The organism is Metapseudomonas otitidis (assembly GCF_900111835.1).
GTDB classification, from domain to species: Bacteria; Pseudomonadota; Gammaproteobacteria; order Pseudomonadales; family Pseudomonadaceae; genus Metapseudomonas; species Metapseudomonas otitidis.
Genome location: NZ_FOJP01000018.1, coordinates 1 through 16,820, shown reverse-complemented (window position 1 = coordinate 16,820; position 16,820 = coordinate 1). Strand labels below are relative to the sequence as shown.

Below are 16,820 nucleotides of genomic sequence, written 5' to 3'. Positions count from 1 at the left end.
TATGACTAGTCTGCCGATTCGGCGCTATGCGCACGGCAGTGGACGAAATGCCAAGCCCTGCAGTACGGGGACCATTTAGGAGCTCGCATGACAAGACAAAACGCCTATTCCCGGGAAGACCTGCTGCGCTGCAGTCGCGGTGAGCTGTTCGGACCTGGTAATGCGCAACTGCCCGCCCCCAACATGCTGATGATCGACCGGATCGTTCACATCAGCGAAACCGGCGGGAAGTACGGCAAGGGCGAAATCGTCGCCGAGCTCGATATCAACCCCGACCTGTGGTTCTTCGCCTGCCACTTCGAGGGCGACCCGGTGATGCCGGGCTGCCTGGGCCTCGATGCCATGTGGCAGCTGGTGGGCTTCTACCTCGGCTGGCAGGGCAACCCCGGCCGCGGCCGTGCACTGGGCTCGGGCGAGGTGAAATTCTTCGGTCAGATCCTGCCGACCGCCAAGAAGATCACCTACAACATCCAGATCAAGCGCACCATCAACCGCTCGCTGATCCTCGGCATCGCCGATGGCACCGTCAGCGTCGACGGGCGCGAGATCTACAGCGCGGAAGGCCTCCGCGTCGGCCTCTTCACTTCAACTGACAGCTTCTAAGGGTTATCCGCATGCGTCGCGTCGTGATCACCGGCCTGGGCATCGTTTCCTGCCTGGGCAATGACAAGGAAACCGTTTCCGCCAACCTGCGTGCCGGCCGTGCCGGTATCCGCCACAACCCGGCCTACGCCGAGATGGGCCTGCGCAGCCACGTTTCCGGTTCCGTCGATCTGAACCTGGAAGAGCTGATCGATCGCAAGATCTTCCGCTTCATGGGTGACGCCGCCGCCTACGCCTACCTGGCGATGGAACAGGCGATCAAGGACTCCGGCCTGACGCCCGAGCAGATCTCCAATCCGCGCACCGGCCTCATCGCCGGTTCCGGTGGCGCCTCCACCGTCAACCAGATGGAAGCCATCGACACCCTCCGCGAGAAGGGCGTCAAGCGCATCGGCCCATACCGCGTGACCCGCACCATGGGCAGCACCGTTTCCGCGTGCCTGGCCACCCCCTTCCAGATCAAGGGCGTGAACTTCTCCATCTCCTCCGCCTGCGCCACCAGCGCGCACTGCATCGGCCAGGCCATGGAGCAGATCCAGCTCGGCAAGCAGGACGTGGTCTTCGCCGGCGGCGGCGAGGAAGAGCACTGGAGCCAGAGCTGCCTGTTCGACGCCATGGGCGCCCTCTCCACCCAGTACAACGACACCCCCGAAAAGGCCTCCCGCGCCTACGACGCCAAGCGTGACGGCTTCGTCATCGCCGGTGGCGGCGGCATGGTGGTGGTCGAGGAACTGGAGCACGCCCTCAAGCGCGGCGCCAAGATCTACGCCGAAATCGTCGGCTACGGCGCCACCTCCGACGGCTACGACATGGTCGCCCCGAGCGGCGAAGGCGCGGTCCGCTGCATGCAGCAGGCCTTGTCCACCGTCCAGGCCCCGATCGACTACCTCAACACCCACGGCACCTCCACCCCGGTGGGCGACGTGGCGGAGATCCGCGGCGTACGCGAAGTCTTCGGCGACAAGGCCCCGGTGATCAGCTCCACCAAGAGCCTGTCCGGCCACAGCCTGGGTGCCGCCGGCGTCCACGAGGCGATCTACTGCCTGCTGATGATGGAAGGCAACTTCATCGCTGCCTCGGCCAACATCGACGAGCTGGACCCGGAAGTGGCCGACATGCCGATCCTTCGCCAGGTTCGCGAAGACGCCAAGCTGGACACCGTCATGTCCAACAGCTTCGGCTTCGGCGGCACCAACGCCACCCTGGTGCTGCAGCGCTTCAAGGCCTGACCGGCCCCCGGCGACACCTGAAGGCCCGTATCCCCGGATACGGGCCTTTTTCATGCCCCACGTAAAACCGCATCAGACCTTTCCCAAACCCCACCGCCGCATTTAAGTCCCGCGCAACGCCTCCGCTCTTTATGCCCGTACGCCCACGCGCATCCCCGGAGGAGCCTCCCATGTCCCTGCGCAACCTGAGCATTTCCATCCGCGCCGCCTGCGGCTTCGCCGTCATCACCCTGTTGCTGGTGGGCCTGGGGCTCTTCTGCCTGTCGCGGATGTCCACCATGGACGAAGCCGCCTACCAGGTATCCAAGATCTGGCTCCCCAGCGTCGAGTACTCCAGCCAGCTCGGCTACCTGATGGCCGAATACCGCCTCAGCGAGATGAACCACATCCTCAGCCGCGAGGCCGAGCAGATGAGCCGCCAGGAAGCGCGCATGGCCAAGATCCGCGAGGAGCTGGACGAGATCGAGCGCATCTACCAGCCCCTGTTCCTGCTGCCGGACGAGAAGCGCCTGTTCGCCGAATACCGCCAGCGCAAGGAAGCCTACCTCCAGGGCCACGACCAGTTGCTGCAACTCTCCCGCAGCAACCGCGCCGACGACGCCTACGAACTGCTGCGCGGCCCCCTGCGAGAATCTTACGAAGGCGTACACGCCACCCTCACCGAGCTGATCAAGCTGAGCAACCTCGAAGCCGACCGCTCCGGTGATGCCAGCGCCAGCACCTATGAAGGCGCCCGCACCGCCGTCAGCCTCGTGCTGGTACTCGCCGCGCTGCTCGCCGTCGCCACGGCCTGGCTGCTCACCCGCAGCATCGTCGTGCCGATCCGCAATGCCGTGGAAGCCGCTCGCACCGTCGCCAACGGCGACCTCACCGGCACCATCGACACCCAGGGCCGGGACGAGCCCGCGCGGCTGATGCAGGCCCTCGCCGAGATGCGCAGCAGCCTGCACCAGACCATCCGCCACATCACCGACTCCTCCAGCCAATTGGCCGCCGCCGCCCACCAGCTCAGCGTGGTGACCGACGAAACCAACCAGGCCATGAACCGCCAGCACGACGAAACGGAGATGGCCGCCACCGCCGTCAACCAGATGACCGCCGCCGTCGAAGAGGTCGCACGCAATGCCGCCTCCACCTCCGAAGCCTCGCGCCTCTCGGAAGAGTCCGCCGAAGGTGGCCGCCACCAGGTCGCCCAGACCGTCCAGGCCATCCGCGCCATGAGCAGCGAAGTCAGCCAGACCAGCAGCATCGTCGGCGGCCTGGCCGACCAGGCCCAGGGCATCAGCAAGGTGCTCGACGTGATCCGCGCCATCGCCGAGCAGACCAACCTGCTGGCCCTCAACGCCGCCATCGAGGCCGCCCGGGCCGGCGAAGCAGGCCGGGGGTTCGCCGTGGTCGCCGACGAAGTCCGCGCCCTCGCCCACCGCACCCAGGAATCCACCCGCGAAATCGAACAGATGATCGCCAGCATCCAGACCGGCACCGGCAACGCCGTCAGCGCCATGAGCCAGAACGACGAACGCGCTCGGGAGATTCTCAAGATCGCCGAAGCCGCCGGCCAGGCCCTGGACGTGATCGCCGCCCAGGTCAGCGCCATCAACGAACGCACCCTGGTGATCGCCAGCGCGGCGGAAGAGCAGGCCCAGGTCGCCCGCGAGGTGGATCGCAACCTGGTCAACATCCGCGACCTCTCCGCCCAGACCGCCACCGGCTCCAACCAGACCTCCAGCGCCAGCCAGGAACTGTCCCGCCTGGCCGCCGACCTCAGCGCCGTGGTTGCCCGTTTCACCGTCTGACGCCATCCGGGCCTGCCCAGCGGCAGGCCCTCGCTTCCCCTGAAAAGCCCACAGATCGGGCTCCGCAGGCCAACAAGAAAACCTATACTCCTCCGCGTCCCCCGCCTGGCCCCCACGGAGAAGTGCCCATGTTCCTGCGCCAGTTCCCCATCGCCCCGCGCGCCGCCTCGAGCTTTGCCCTCATCACCCTGCTGCTGATACTCACCGGCCTGTTCTCGCTGAACCGCATGGCGGTGATCAACGGCGCCTCCACCGAAATGAGCCAGAGCTGGATCCCGAGCCTCAGGAACCTGGCCAAGCTGGAACTGCTGGTCACCGAAATACGCCAGGTGCAGCTGGGCCACGTGCTCGCCGAAGCGGCCGCCAAGCACGCTCTTGAACAGCGCCTACAGGAGCTGGAGGCCAACCTGGCGAAGACCAGCCAGGCCTACGAGAAGGACATGGATGCCGGCCGGGACACCGAACTGTTCCGCGCCTTCCAGCAGCAGTACAAACGCTTCCAGGACGAGTCCACCCAGCTCCTGGGCCTCTCCCGCAGTGGTGACAGTGCCGGCGCCAACCGCCTCGTCCAGGGTTCGCTGCTGGAGAACTACCGCGCCACCATCAGGACCTTGCAGGCGCTGCTGGACTACAACACCGAAGGCGCCGAGCAGGCCAACGTAAAAGCCGACCAGGACTACGCCAGCGCCAAGACTGCCGTGCTCAGCGTGCTGGCCCTGGCCGTGCTGGCCACCGTGCTGCTGGCCTGGCTGCTGACCCGTAGCATCACCCAGCCGCTGCACATCGCCGTGCGCGCCGCCGACGTGGTGGCAGGCGGCGACCTCACCGGCCCCATCGACACCACCGGCCGGGACGAACCCGCCCAACTGCTCGCTGCCCTGAAGAAGATGCAGCAGCAACTGCGCGGCACCATCGAGCAGATCAGCCATTCCGCCACCCAGCTCGCCTCGGCCGCCGAGGAAATGAGCGCCATCACCGAGGAAAGCAACCGCACCCTCAGCCAGCAGCACGACGAAATCCAGATGGCCGCCACGGCGGTGAACGAGATGACTGCCGCCGTCGAGGAAGTGGCCCGCAACGCCGCCGGCACTTCCGAAGCCTCCCGGGCTTCCGAACAGTCGGCCCATGCCGGGCGCAGCCGAGTCGAGCAGACCGTCCAGGCGATCCGCCACATGAGCGACGACGTTGCCCAGACCAGCCAGTTGGTGGAAGGCCTGGCCGAACGCGCACAGAACATCAGCAAGGTGCTCGACGTGATCCGCGCCATCGCCGAGCAGACCAACCTGCTGGCCCTCAACGCCGCCATCGAGGCCGCCCGCGCCGGCGAGCAGGGGCGCGGCTTCGCCGTGGTCGCCGACGAGGTACGCGCCCTCGCCCACCGCACCCAGGAATCCACCCGTGAAATCGAACAGATGATCGGCAACATCCAGAGCGGCACCGGCGAGGCGGTCAGCGCCATGAGCCAGAACGACCAGCGTGCCCGCCAGATGCTGGAGATCGCCGAAGCCGCCGGCACCGCCCTGGTGGAGATCGCCGAGCAGGTCAGCCACATCAACGAGCGCACCCTGGTGATCGCCAGCGCCGCCGAAGAGCAGGCCCAGGTCGCCCGCGAGGTGGACCGCAACCTGGTCAACATCCGCGACCTGTCCACCCAGACCGCCACCGGCGCCAACGAAACCTCCACCGCCAGCTACCAGCTCTCGCGCCTGGCCCTGGAACTCAACGCCATGGTGGCGCGCTTCACCGTCTAGTCCGCCTGGCCTCAGGCTGCGTGGCGCACCCCGTCACGCGGCGCACGCTCCAGCCTCAGCACCCGCCCGGATGACCGGGCGCGGCCCCGCACCATCGTCCACCCCACCACCAGGCTCGCCAGCAGCGCCAGCCCCAGGTGCGCAACCCCCATGGCCGGGCTGCCCCAGGCACACAGCAGCACACCGAGCCCGGACGCAAGCCGTGCCTCACCGCGCAGGCCACGGGCCAGGGCGGGAATCGCCCGGGCCGAGCCGGCCGGCAACCGGCGCCAGGCCGCCACCAGCCCCGATCCGGACAGCAGATCCGCCAGCACCAGCGCGTAGGCCAGCAAAGCCGCCCCCAGGCCGAAGGCCGCGGAGAGCACCAACCGCAGGGACGGGTTTTCGAACTGCCAGGTCTCACCCCCCAGGGGCTGCCAGAACGCCATGACCAGCAGCGCCACCGCGCTCACCATCAGCAGCCGCGCGCGGTGGCTGCGGCCAGCGGCCAGCAGCACGGCCGCCACCAGCCCCACCAGCAGCAGCCCGTCCAGTGCCAGGGCGTGCCAAGGCGGCACCGCCAGCGGCCCCTCCAGGTGGAAAGGCGCCAGCGGCAGGCCGGCGAGAAAACCGATGGCGAAGAGGAAGGTGGCCAGGGCGACCAGCCAGCTGGTCAGGCCGAGGGAAACGGCGGCGATGCGTCCGGAGAGGGTGTCCATGATGGCGGTCCTTGATGGCCGGTGGCTGATGGTTACAGCCTGCACCGCCCCTGTATCCGTACTGTGGCTGCCGCCGCTCAGTTTGTTTCAGTACGGTAACTACTCGCCTCCAGCAGTTCGCCCAGCAGCGCATGCAAGCGGGCCTGGTCCAGCGGCTTGGTCAGCATCGCCCGCACGCCCTGGGCGCGCACGTCCTCCTCCACCAGGCTGTCGCTGAAGCCGGTGTAGAGCAGGATCGGCAGGTCCGCACGGGCCGCCAGCAGGCGCCGCGCCAACTGCATGCCGGTCAACCTCGGCATGCTCTGGTCAAGAATCACCAGGTCCCGCGCGTAAGGGTCGGCCCCCAGGTGCAGGCTGGCCTGCTCCGGGTCGCTGAACAGCTGCACCTCCAGCCCCCAGGTGGCCAGCAGGTCACTCATGAATTCGCCCACCAGCGGGTCGTCGTCCACCACCGCCACCCGCCCCTGCAAGGTCGCGCGAACCGGAACATGCTCCGCCGGGCAGCAGGCCATCCCCTCCGGAAGCTGCCCGTCCTCGTGGGCCGGCAGCAGCACGCGGAATACCGCCCCCTGCCCCGCACCACCCTCCAGCAGGATGTGCCCGCCGTACTCATGGACGATGCCGTGGACCATGGACAAACCCATGCCACTGCCCTGGCCGCTGGCCTTGGTGGAGAAGAACGGCTCGAACACCTGCGAACGCAGGCCCGCGTCGATGCCCGGGCCACTGTCGCTCACCGTCAGGCTGACGAAGGGCCCCGCCACCCGCTGCTGGCAGGACGCGCACACGCCATCGCCCAGGTGCTGCCGCTGCAGCTCGATGCGCAAGCGCCCGACACCGCCCATGGCGTCCCGGGCGTTGATACAGAGGTTCATCAGCACCTGCTCCAGCTGCACCGGGTCCGCCAGCACCGGCGGCAGATCGGCCACCAGGTGGGTCTCCAGCTCGACGGTGGCCGGCAGGGTGGACTCCAGCAGGCGGATGAAGCTGCCCAGCAACCGGTCCAGCGCCGTCACCTGGGGCGTACCCCGGCTGCCACGGCTGAAGGTCAGCATCTGCTGGATCAGGTCGCGGGCCTTCTCCGCCGACCGCTGCACCCGGGTCAGGTACTTGCCCAGGCGCTCGTCGCGCAGGGACTCGGCATGCTCCTGCGCCATCACCGTGTAGCCCAGCATGCTGGTCAGCAGGTTGTTGAAGTCGTGGGCAATACCCCCGGTCAGGTGCCCGATGGCTTCCATGCGCTGGGCCTGGCGCAACTGCTGCTCCAGGCGGGTCTTCTCCTCCTCGGCCTGGCGCCGCTCGGTGATGTCGCGCAGGTAGCAGATGTAGCGGGGGCCTTCGTCGCCATTCACATGGGTCAGGGCCAGTTCCGCCGGGAACTCCTCGCCGGAGGCACGGCGCGCCACCACTTCCAGGCGCTTGCCGAGGAAGCTGCCATTGCCGGTCTGCGCGTAGCGCTCCAGGTCCTGTTCGTACATCACGTGGAACCGCTCGGGGATGATCAGCTTCAGCAACCCGCGCCCCAGCGCCTGGTCCCGGGCGATGCCGAAGCAGCGCTCGGCGGCCGGATTGAAGGCCAGGATGCGCCCGGCACCGTCCATGCTGATAAAGCAATCCAGCGCCGTGTCGGTAATGGTGCGGTGCTGCAGCTCGCTGGCCCGCAGCGCCTGCTCCGCCTCCTTGCGCTGGGTGATCTCGCGGCAGAACACCAGGATGCGGTCCACCCCCGAAAGGGTCACCCGCTTCAGGGTCACATCGTCCCAATGCAGGCTGCCGTCGCGGTTGCGCCGGTGCCACTCGAACCGCTGCGGCTCGCCCGCCGCCGCGCGGGCCAGGAAGCCCGCAGCCTGGCGCCCGGTGTAGGGCTCGTAGCCGGCGCTGAAGGCGTCGATGTCCAGCCCGATCATTTCCTCGTAGCTGTAGCCGGCCGTCGCGCAGGCGCGCGGGTTGGCATCCACCAGCGCCCCGGTCTCCACATCCAGCACCAGGATGGCGTCCTCGGAGCCGGCGAAGATCGCCCGGTAGCTGGCCTCCGCCTCCAGGCGCTCGATCTCCGCCGCCGCCCGTACCGAGAAGATGCGCAGCACCGACTCGGCGCGCTCGCGCTCCTTCATCGGGCCCAGGCGGCCAGCGGCGATCAGCCCCAGCGGCCGGCCATCGGTGGCAAACAGCGGGTAGCCGGCGTAGCTGTCGACCCCATAGGCACGGAAGACAGCGTCATTCGGGTACAGCGCCTGCAACCCGGTGCCGACGAAATGAAAGGCCCGTCCCTGCACGTCGCCGCAGGGTGAACCGCTCAAGGGGTAGGTCGAGTTGGCCTGCAGCGAGCCGTTGTAATACATCGCCAGGGTGGTGAGCTTGTGCGGTCCCTCGTCGCTGATGCGGCTGACGAAGGCGAAGTCGGCCCGGAGCGAGCGCACCATGTAGCGGGCGATCGCCTCGAACACCTCGTTACCGGTGGCCGCCGAAATCCCCAGGGCCACGTAGCGCAGCACCTCCTCGACGCTCTTGCGCGAACTGATGTCGGTGGAGATGCCGCACACCGCCGTGACCCGCCCCTCCGCATCGAACAGCGGGAACTTGCTCGACAGGTAGGTGCGCACCACGCCGTTGAACGGCAGGCGCTCCTCGAACTCCTGCTCGCGACCCAGTTCCACCACCTTCTGGTCATTGGCCCGCAGCACATCGGCCAGCTCGGCCGGGAAGAACTCATGGTCGACATGCCCGATGACCTGCTCGGCAGTGACCTTGAACACCTGCTCGAACGCCCGGTTCACCAGGCGCAGGCGCCCTTCCAGGTCCTTCACGTAGATGACCGCGCTGCTGTTGTCGACGATCTGGCGCAACTGGTGTTCGGCGGCGCCGTCGAACAGCGGGCGGTGGGCCGTCTGGCTCATCGGAAGGCCTCCAGGAGCCTCTTGGGTGAGCGGAGTATAGAGAGCCGCCCCGAGGGATTTCAGGGGGTACAACGCGGTTGAAACAATTGAAACAAACGGCGGCCTGGCGCCGAGCAGAGGCGCCAGGCGCGGGGTCAGCCCGGCACGAACATGTACCCCACCCCGCGCAGGGTGCGGATCACCTGGGGTTTGTCGGGGTCGGTCTCGAGCTTGCGGCGCAGGCGGGCGATGCGGATGTCGACGGAGCGGTCGAAGGGGTTCCAGTCGCGATTCTGGGTGAGGTTGAGCAACTGGTCGCGGGACAACGGTCGGTTGGGCCGCTGGGCGAAGGCCTGGAGCAGGTCGAACTCCATGGCCGTGAGGGGAATTTCCGCGCCCGAGGCGTCGAACAGCTGGCGGCGCTCCAGGTCCAGGCGGCAGGCGCCCAGTTGCAGGCGGGTATCGGGTTCGACGGGGGCAACGGCCTCCGCCACGGCAGCGGACGCCGGGGCGCGCTGGTAGCGGCGCAGCACGGTCTTGATCCGGGCAAGCAGTTCGCGGGGGTCGAAGGGCTTGGCCACGTAGTCGTCGGCGCCCACTTCCAGGCCGATGGTACGGTCCACGGCGCTGCCGGCGCCGGAGACCATGATCACCGGCAGGTCGTGGTGCTCGCGCAGGTAGCGGGCGAGGCTCAGGCCGTCCTCGCCGGGCAGGCCGACGTCCAGCAGCACCAGGTCCGGCAAGCCGACTGCCAGGGCCGCGCGCATGCTGCCGCTGTCACAGGCCGTCTCCACCTGGTAGGCGTGGCCGCCCAGGTAGTCCTGCAGCAGCTCGCGCACCTCGGCATCGTCGTCCACCACCAGAATCCTCACCGGCGCCACCATGGTCCTAGCTCATCCCTTCGGTTGGAATCGCGCGACTATAACGCGGCGCCGGGTCGGCGAGCAGTCCCTGCCGTAGGGCGGGACTGCGGTCAGCGCGAGGCCTTGCGCCTCAAGGCGGCCGGGGTGAAGGCCGCGTCACCGGGGGACGGCTGGCTGAAGTCGACGGTGCCGGGCTCTTCGTTGTCCAGCCACTGCACGCCGTAGCGGCGGGCCTGGAGGTCATGGAAGGTGTCCAGCGCGGTCCACACCGTGGGCACTTCGTAGAAGTTCTTCAGGTAGGCCATCGACACCCGCCAGAGGTCGCCCCGGCCGTCGTACTGGTCAACCACCGCAGCGCCCCAGCTGTCCTCGTCGAGGAACAGCGTGCGCCGCGAGTAGATGTGCCGGGCGCCGGGCTTGAGCTTGCCATCCACCACCCACACCCGGTGCAGCTCGTAGCGGGTGTACTTGGGGTTGATGTGGCCGGGCTGCAGCAGGTCCTTGTACTTCACCTCGGGGCTGGTGACCTTGTAGTTGTTGTAGGGGATGTAGATCTCCTGCTTGCCCACCAGGGTCCAGTCGTAGCGATCCGGCGCGCCGTTGTACATGTCAGTGTCATCGGCGGTGCGCAGGCCGTCGGTGGACTCGATGGGCGTGTCGTAGGCCAGGGTCGGCGCCCGCCGCACACGGCGCTGTCCGGGGTTGTAGCCCCAGGCCTGGCGTGGCTCCTTGACCTGGTCGAGCATCTCCTGCACCAGCGCGCCGTTGCCGGCCAGGCGCGCCGGGGCGGTGGTGAAGCTGAGGTAGTAGAACAGGGTGTTCTGCAGGCCCGCGTAGCTGCCCTTGGGGTCGTAGAAGCGGAACAGCGCCTCGTCCTCGGAGGTGACCAGGGAGTAGGCGCCATTGCGCTGCACGCCCGCCTCCGCCGAGCGCCGCACGATGTAGGTGCCGCGATAACGGGTGATGTGGTTCCACACCGCCTCCAGGCCGTTCTGCGGGATCGGGAACGGCACGCCGCCGTAGGCGTCGGCAAAGCCGTTGCCACCGTTGAGCAGCTTGGCGCTGGTGGCGTTGCGGCGGATGTTGTCGTAGACCCACTGCGGCGCCGAGCCGGAACGCCGGGTGGCGTAGACCGGCATCTGGAAGCTCTCCGGGTAGGCGTTGAACAGCGCCACCTGGCCCGGCGTCAGGTGCGCCTTGTACTGCTCCAGGTTGGCCTTGGTGATGGTGAACTGCGGGGTATCGCCGGCAAAGGGGTCGACATGGTGCTGGCCGGGCCCCTTGTAGCCGGCCGGGGCCTGGGTCAGCCCGCCGGTCCAGGCGGGAATGGTGCCGGCGGCATTGCCGGCCTTCTCGGCGCCGAAGGGGGTCAGCCGGCTGTCGAGCGCGGCGGCCTGGTCGGCCGTCACGGCGGCGCCGGCCTCGGAGGTGATGGTTGCCAGCACGCAGGCGGCCAGCAGCAGCGAAGGTTTGCTCAGCATGGGGGTCTCCCTGTCAGGTGACAGCCCGGCCACGGCCGGGCGCGCGGTCAGAACGAGTACTTGGCGGTGAGCGAGACGTTGTCGCGGTCGCGGGTGCTGTTGTTGCGCCCGGCGCCGTAGTACTCGGTGTACTGCAGGCCCACTTCGAAGCTGTTCAGGTAGCTGGCGTCCACGCCGATGGTGTGTGCCTTGCGCCCTTCGATGAAGTTGCCGGTGCGGTCCGAGTTGCCCTTGAAGTCGTGCTGGAACACTACGTAGGGCGAGAGCTTCACCCCGGCATAGACGTCGTTCCAGCTACCGGACAGCAGCAGCGTGTAGCCGTAGCTGTCGCGACTGATCTGGTCGCTGTCGGTGGTGCGCTCGTCCTCGTAGGCCTTGTCGGTGGCACTGGTGAACCTGCGCACCGAGCCGTCGAAGGCGGTGTACTTCAGGCTGCTGCCACGGATGTGCTGGGACGCCAGCTCGGCCACGCCGATCACCGAGTCGAAGCTCAGCGCCGGGCCGAAGTTGTAGAGGGTGGACAGGGAGGTGTTGTAGGTCTCGGCACGCTCGTAGTTGTCGAAGATCGAACTGCGGCAGAGCTGCTTGCCGGATACCTGGGCGCAGGCGGCATTGCCTGCAACGCTGGCGTCGTAGATGTTGGTCAACCCGTTGACACCCTGCCCCAGCAGGTCGCTGAGGAGGTCGTCAGTGGCGGCGATGGCGATCGGCGCGTTGGGGCGATAAGCGATCTCGCCGGACACCGAGGCATCCCCCACCGTGGTGTTGAAGCTGAAACCGTACATACGGATGTCTTCGACATAACGGCGACGGGCCTGGGCATTGCTGGCCATGTCCAGCGTTGCCAGCCCTGGGCCGGCCGGCCCGAAGCCTGCCAGGCCAGCCATGTCCACACCGTTGTAGCCGGTCAGGTCGATGGCGATCTGCGGCTCCTTGGCGTGGTAGTTGACGAAGTAGAAACCGAACTCGGTGGAGTTCAGCTCCTCAGCCATGTAGCGGAAGGCGACGCCGAACTGGCCACTGTCGTCCGCCTGCAGGTCCTTGCCGATATTGGCGACCTTGAAGGTCCCGTTCTCCGCATTGACGTAGGCATTGGGCCCGTAGGCGCCATTGCCGATGGCACCCGCCGCTACCGCCAGGGGGTGCAGGCCCATGATCGCCAGCAGGTCGGGGTTGGCCGTGGTGGTGTACGCCGTATGCCCGCCATCGGCGAACAGGTCGGTGTCGGAGAAGTAGGTGCCCACCGGGTCCAGCCGGGTTTCCTTCCACTTCCAATGGTAGAAGGCCTCCATGGACAGGTTGTCGGTCAGCCCCAGGTTGAAGCTCAGCGCCTCCATCGGCACCAGCACTTCCTTCAGCTCCGAACCCGGCAGGTGGAAGCGCGCCGCATCCACCGGGTTCACGGTGTTCACCCCACCCCGGTAGAACACCCCCTCACCCCAGTTGATGACCTGGCGTCCCACCTTGGCACCCAGGGGCATGTCGCCCACGTCCCAGTTGCCGAACACGTAGGCATCCAGCACCTCGGCCTTGCGCCCGGCCACGTGGCGGGTGTCCTGGGTGAAGCGGTCGTCATCGGGGAAGGACTGGCTGGGTCGCTCCACGCCACCGGTGGTGCCGTAGTAGTCGTTGCGCTTGTCCATGATCTGGCTGTCGTAGTACGCCGTGCCGCGCACGAAGGCGCCATAGTTGTCGTACTTCAGCGAGAGGTCGGACGTGGCCTTGTACACCTCGGAGACCAGCCCGGTATCGAAATTGCGATTGCCGTCGTCGGCGTTGATGTCGCTGATGTTGTCCTTGTCCCGCCCCTGCACCCGCCACATGGCGCCGTAGGACAGCGTGGTGTCGATGGAGCCGGTGAGCTGGTTGTCCAGCAGGCTGAACTCCACCGCCTGGGCCGAGCCCGCCACCAGCAGGGGCAGCAGCCCCCAGGCGACGCCAGCGGGCCCTGATCGATGGGGTGCGACAGGATTGCGGATGAACCTCTTCATAGCGACGTACCTCCCTTGACGGCCAAGATTTCGGGCCGGCTCTGCGTCCGGTCCTGTTGTTGTTCTTCTCTCGGCTGCGGAACGGCGTCCGGGCACATGGGCAGGCCTCGGCATCGCTCTCGCAGGTGTCCATCCTCGTCGCGGGAGTGCACGCCGGCGACGGTCACGCTGTTCTTGTTGTTGGAGCGGGGAGCGAATCTGGTACGAAAGTGCAAGTACGGTAACAAAGTATGTCCGAGCCTGCCAATACGCCAGTCATCCGCCCAACCAACAGCCGGGCAGTCGTCATTCGGGGAGGGAAATCACAGGCGCCTGGGGCGCGACGGGCCTGGCCCGTGGGGAGGGACCGCCCGGCGGAACCGGGCGGCAAAGGCGGTCAGCGGACCTCGAAACGCTTCTCGGCAAGTAGCCGGTCACCCTGGAACACCATGAAGTGCCAGGCACCGGGCACCACTTCGTGGGTCTCGGTGAACTCATAGGCCATCACGTCCTGGGGAGCGCCCGGGGCCATCTTCTGGATCACCTCGAACTTGTCGTGGCGCTGGCCGTCGGGAGTGGTCACACCCGGGGTGAGGTACAGCAGGGTCAGCGGCGTGTCGTTCTCGCGCTTGCCGACCAGGGTGTAGCGCAGGCCGAACTTGGTGCCGAGCCGGGCGGGCACCACCTCGGTCTGCTGGATGCTCTGGTCGCTGCTGGTCAGCACGCGCTCGCCGGGCTTGAAGTCCTGGTAGCGGCTCTCGAACACGCCGTATTCCACCGGCCCGTCCACCCGGACATCGGCCCAGGCCGCTCCGGACGCCAGGCCGAGGGCGATCAGTGCACTCAGTCGGGTTGCTTTCATGTCGCGCTCCTTGGTTGGGATGGCGGCAGGCTATGACACGTTCATGACCGACTGATGACAGCTTGCCGACCGCCCTCCTCCCCAGCGCCAGCCGGCGGCGACACGGGCGTGATGCCCGCGCCACCGCCCGCCCTCAGGGCATCACCGGCGGGATGTAGGCCAGGGTCCGCCCCAGCGCCCAGAGCATCACCAGCACCAGCGGCGCATGCACCAGCAGCTGCACGAAGGAGAAGCCGATCAGGTCACGCGCCTTCAGCCCCAGCACGCCCAGCAGCGGCAGCATGTAGAAGGGGTTGATCAGGTTCGGCAGCGCCTCGGCGGCGTTGTAGATCTGCACCGCCCAGCCCAGGTGGTACTGCAGGTCGTTGGCCACCTGCATCACGTAGGGCGCCTCGATGATCCACTTGCCACCGCCGGAGGGGATGAAGAAGCCCAGCACCGCCGAGTACACGCCCATCAGCAGCGCGTAGGTGTCGTGGCTGGCGATCTGCACGAAGAAGGTGGAGATGTGGTGTGCCAGGGTCTGGCCGTCGCTGCCGTTCACGGTGGTCATCAGCGCGGCGATGGAGCCGTACAGCGGGAACTGGATCAGCACCCCGGTTGTGGTCGGCACCGCCCGGGCCACGGCATCGAGGAAGCTGCGCGGGCGCCAGTGCAGCAGCGCGCCGGCCATGATGAACAGCAGGTTGTAGGTGTTGAGGCCGGAGATGGCGGTGATCGCCGGCTTGCTGGCGAACTCCTGGGCCAGCCAGCCGCCGGCCAGGGCCACCAGCAGGATGATCAGCAGCGGGCTGTGTTCCAGCCACTCCCCCGGACGGGTCGGCTTGGCCTGGCGCGGCGCGGTGAAGCTCGGGTCCACCCCGCAGGCCTTGGCGTCACGGGCATTGGCGGCGCTCGGCGCGGTCATGTAGGCCACCACCAGGGACACCACGATGAGCGCCAGCAGCATGACCCCGGATTGCCAGAGGAAGATCGTCTCGGTGAACGGAATCACCCCGGTGATTGCCAGGATCGACGGCGGCAGGCTGGCCGGGTTGGCCTGCAACTGCGCCGCCGACGACGACAGGCCCAGCGCCCACACGGCGCCCAGGCCCAGGTAGGCCGCCGCACCGGCGGCGCGGTAGTCCATCTTCAGCTCCTCCCGGCGTGCCAGGGCCCGCACCAGCAGGCCGCCGAACACCAGGGACAGGCCCCAGTTGAGCAGCGACGCGAGCATGGACACCAGCGCCACCCAGGCCACCGCCGAGCGGCCGTTCTTCGGCACCCGCGCCAGGCGGTCGATGAGTTTCGACGCCGGCCCGGAGCTGGCGACCACATAGCCGCCGATGACCACGAAGGCCATCTGCATGGTGAAGGGAATCAGGCTCCAGAACCCGTCGCCGAAAGCCTTGGCCGCCTGGCTGGCAGGCGCGCCCATGGCCAGCACGGCCAGGGTCACCAGCATCACGGCCGCGGCGGCGAAGACCCAGGAATCGGGGAACCAGCGCTCGGCCCAGGCGGAGCACCGCATGGCAAAACGGGCGGAGCGGCTTTCTTGGAGTTGCGTGACCATCGGTCTACCTCACTGTTGTTCTTGTCGGCCAGGCATGGAGGGCACCGGCACTGGATAGGGGTGGAGCGGCTCGGGGGTCTTCGCCCCCTGTTGGGCACCTCTAAAAACTACCTGCGTTGTCATCGCGGCGTTAAAAACCGGCTCAAAATGCTCATTTACACTACGTAAACTGCGCTTTTTCGCCTGTTTTTGCCTTGCGCTGACGGCCTCGCCTACGTTTCTAGAGATGCCCTGTAGGTCTGAAACGACGACACCACGCCAGGGCGTGGTACGTCCCGCCCCGCGCAGGTGCGCGGAGCGTTGCGTGAACAAGCGTGTAGCCAGGCCGACCGGGGCGTCGGCCCGGCAGGGGATCAGCGCTCGATGGCCAGGGCCACGCCCTGCCCGCCGCCGATGCACAGGGTGGCCAGGCCCTTCTTCGCATCGCGCTTGATCATCTCGTGCAGCAGGGTCACCAGCACGCGGCAGCCGGAAGCGCCGATGGGGTGGCCGAGGGCGATGGCGCCGCCGTTGACGTTGACCTTGCTCGCATCCCAGCCCAGCTCCTGGCCCACGGACAGGGCCTGGGCGGCGAAGGCTTCGTTGGCTTCGATCAGGTCCAGCTCGGCCAGGTTCCAGCCGGCTTTCTCCAGGCAGCGGCGGGTCGCGGAGACCGGGCCGATGCCCATGATCGCCGGGTCGACACCGGCGCTGGCGTAGCTGGCGATGCGCGCCAGCACCGGCAGGCCGAGGGCCTTGGCCTTGTCGGCGCTCATCAGCAGCACGGCGGCGGCGCCGTCGTTGAGGCTGGAGGCGTTGCCGGCGGTGACGCTGCCGTCCTTCTTGAAGGCCGGCTTGAGCTTGGCCAGGGACTCGGCGGTGGTGCCGGCGCGGGGCTGCTCGTCGGTGGCGAAGGCGATGGGCTCGCCCTTCTTCTGCGGGATCAGGATGGGGGTGATCTCGTCCTTGAAGCGCCCACCTTCGATGGCCGCGCAGGCCTTCTGCTGGGAGGCGGCGGCGAAGGCGTCCTGGGCTTCCCGGCTGATGCCGTACTTTTCCACCAGGTTCTCGGCGGTGATGCCCATGTGGTAGTCGTTGAAGGCGTCCCACAGGCCGTCCTGGATCATGGTGTCCACCAGCTTGGCGTGGCCCATGCGCAG

The 16,820-nt window shown here is 67.7% G+C and carries 12 protein-coding genes; 4 read left to right on the top strand and 8 right to left on the bottom strand.

Features of this window, described 5'->3' with window-relative positions; genetic code table 11:
* Window positions 1-87: 87 nt before the first annotated feature.
* The 4 genes from fabA to BM198_RS22245 all read left to right on the top strand — a co-directional run bounded on the left by fabA (window position 88) and on the right by BM198_RS22245 (window position 5,379).
* Window positions 88-603: a 3-hydroxyacyl-[acyl-carrier-protein] dehydratase FabA gene (gene fabA / locus BM198_RS22260; RefSeq protein WP_044413996.1), complete on the top strand. Its 516-nt coding sequence runs from the start codon at window positions 88-90 to the stop codon at window positions 601-603.
* Window positions 604-614: 11 nt separating this feature from the next.
* Complete coding sequence (gene fabB / locus BM198_RS22255) at window positions 615-1,832, top strand: beta-ketoacyl-ACP synthase I (RefSeq protein WP_074972506.1); 1,218 nt, start codon at window positions 615-617, stop codon at window positions 1,830-1,832.
* A gap of 170 nt (window positions 1,833-2,002) precedes the next feature.
* Window positions 2,003-3,628 (top strand): methyl-accepting chemotaxis protein, encoded by a 1,626-nt coding sequence (locus BM198_RS22250; protein ID WP_074972504.1) that lies wholly within the window; start codon window positions 2,003-2,005, stop codon window positions 3,626-3,628.
* Window positions 3,629-3,756: 128 nt separating this feature from the next.
* On the top strand, window positions 3,757-5,379 hold the full coding sequence (locus tag BM198_RS22245) for a methyl-accepting chemotaxis protein (RefSeq protein WP_074972503.1): 1,623 nt from the start codon (window positions 3,757-3,759) through the stop codon (window positions 5,377-5,379).
* A gap of 11 nt (window positions 5,380-5,390) precedes the next feature.
* On the opposite strand, the gene BM198_RS22240 is transcribed toward BM198_RS22245, so the two are convergent.
* From BM198_RS22240 to BM198_RS22205, 8 genes are all read right to left on the bottom strand, one after another.
* Complete coding sequence (locus BM198_RS22240; RefSeq protein ID WP_074972501.1) at window positions 5,391-6,077, bottom strand: hypothetical protein; 687 nt, start codon at window positions 6,075-6,077, stop codon at window positions 5,391-5,393.
* A 77-nt stretch (window positions 6,078-6,154) separates the two neighbouring features.
* On the bottom strand, window positions 6,155-8,974 hold the full coding sequence (locus BM198_RS22235) for a PAS domain S-box protein (RefSeq protein ID WP_074972499.1): 2,820 nt from the start codon (window positions 8,972-8,974) through the stop codon (window positions 6,155-6,157).
* A gap of 134 nt (window positions 8,975-9,108) precedes the next feature.
* Window positions 9,109-9,825: a response regulator gene (locus BM198_RS22230; RefSeq protein ID WP_341865223.1), complete on the bottom strand. Its 717-nt coding sequence runs from the start codon at window positions 9,823-9,825 to the stop codon at window positions 9,109-9,111.
* Between the two features lie 101 nt (window positions 9,826-9,926).
* Window positions 9,927-11,297: a DUF1329 domain-containing protein gene (locus tag BM198_RS22225; RefSeq protein WP_074972496.1), complete on the bottom strand. Its 1,371-nt coding sequence runs from the start codon at window positions 11,295-11,297 to the stop codon at window positions 9,927-9,929.
* 47 nt (window positions 11,298-11,344) lie between these two features.
* Window positions 11,345-13,288, bottom strand: coding sequence for a DUF1302 domain-containing protein (locus BM198_RS22220; protein WP_074972494.1), 1,944 nt, complete (start codon window positions 13,286-13,288; stop codon window positions 11,345-11,347).
* A gap of 376 nt (window positions 13,289-13,664) precedes the next feature.
* Complete coding sequence (locus BM198_RS22215) at window positions 13,665-14,129, bottom strand: DUF3859 domain-containing protein (protein WP_044414022.1); 465 nt, start codon at window positions 14,127-14,129, stop codon at window positions 13,665-13,667.
* Window positions 14,130-14,262: 133 nt separating this feature from the next.
* Window positions 14,263-15,681 (bottom strand): short-chain fatty acid transporter, encoded by a 1,419-nt coding sequence (locus tag BM198_RS22210; RefSeq protein ID WP_044414025.1) that lies wholly within the window; start codon window positions 15,679-15,681, stop codon window positions 14,263-14,265.
* Between the two features lie 353 nt (window positions 15,682-16,034).
* Window positions 16,035-16,820: acetyl-CoA C-acyltransferase (locus tag BM198_RS22205; RefSeq protein WP_074972491.1), on the bottom strand; the 786-nt coding region annotated here is incomplete at its 5' end.

Bases quoted from the DNA above. Each gene is read 5' to 3' on its own strand.
- fabB (WP_074972506.1), top strand. From the start codon at position 615: ATGCGTCGCGTCGTGATCACCGGCCTGGGCATCGTTTCCTGCCTGGGC.
- BM198_RS22210 (WP_044414025.1), bottom strand. From the start codon at position 15,681: ATGGTCACGCAACTCCAAGAAAGCCGCTCCGCCCGTTTTGCCATGCGG.
- BM198_RS22250 (WP_074972504.1), top strand. From the start codon at position 2,003: ATGTCCCTGCGCAACCTGAGCATTTCCATCCGCGCCGCCTGCGGCTTC.
- BM198_RS22215 (WP_044414022.1), bottom strand. From the start codon at position 14,129: ATGAAAGCAACCCGACTGAGTGCACTGATCGCCCTCGGCCTGGCGTCC.
- BM198_RS22220 (WP_074972494.1), bottom strand. From the start codon at position 13,288: ATGAAGAGGTTCATCCGCAATCCTGTCGCACCCCATCGATCAGGGCCC.
- BM198_RS22225 (WP_074972496.1), bottom strand. From the start codon at position 11,297: ATGCTGAGCAAACCTTCGCTGCTGCTGGCCGCCTGCGTGCTGGCAACC.
- BM198_RS22245 (WP_074972503.1), top strand. From the start codon at position 3,757: ATGTTCCTGCGCCAGTTCCCCATCGCCCCGCGCGCCGCCTCGAGCTTT.
- fabA (WP_044413996.1), top strand. From the start codon at position 88: ATGACAAGACAAAACGCCTATTCCCGGGAAGACCTGCTGCGCTGCAGT.
- BM198_RS22235 (WP_074972499.1), bottom strand. From the start codon at position 8,974: ATGAGCCAGACGGCCCACCGCCCGCTGTTCGACGGCGCCGCCGAACAC.
- BM198_RS22240 (WP_074972501.1), bottom strand. From the start codon at position 6,077: ATGGACACCCTCTCCGGACGCATCGCCGCCGTTTCCCTCGGCCTGACC.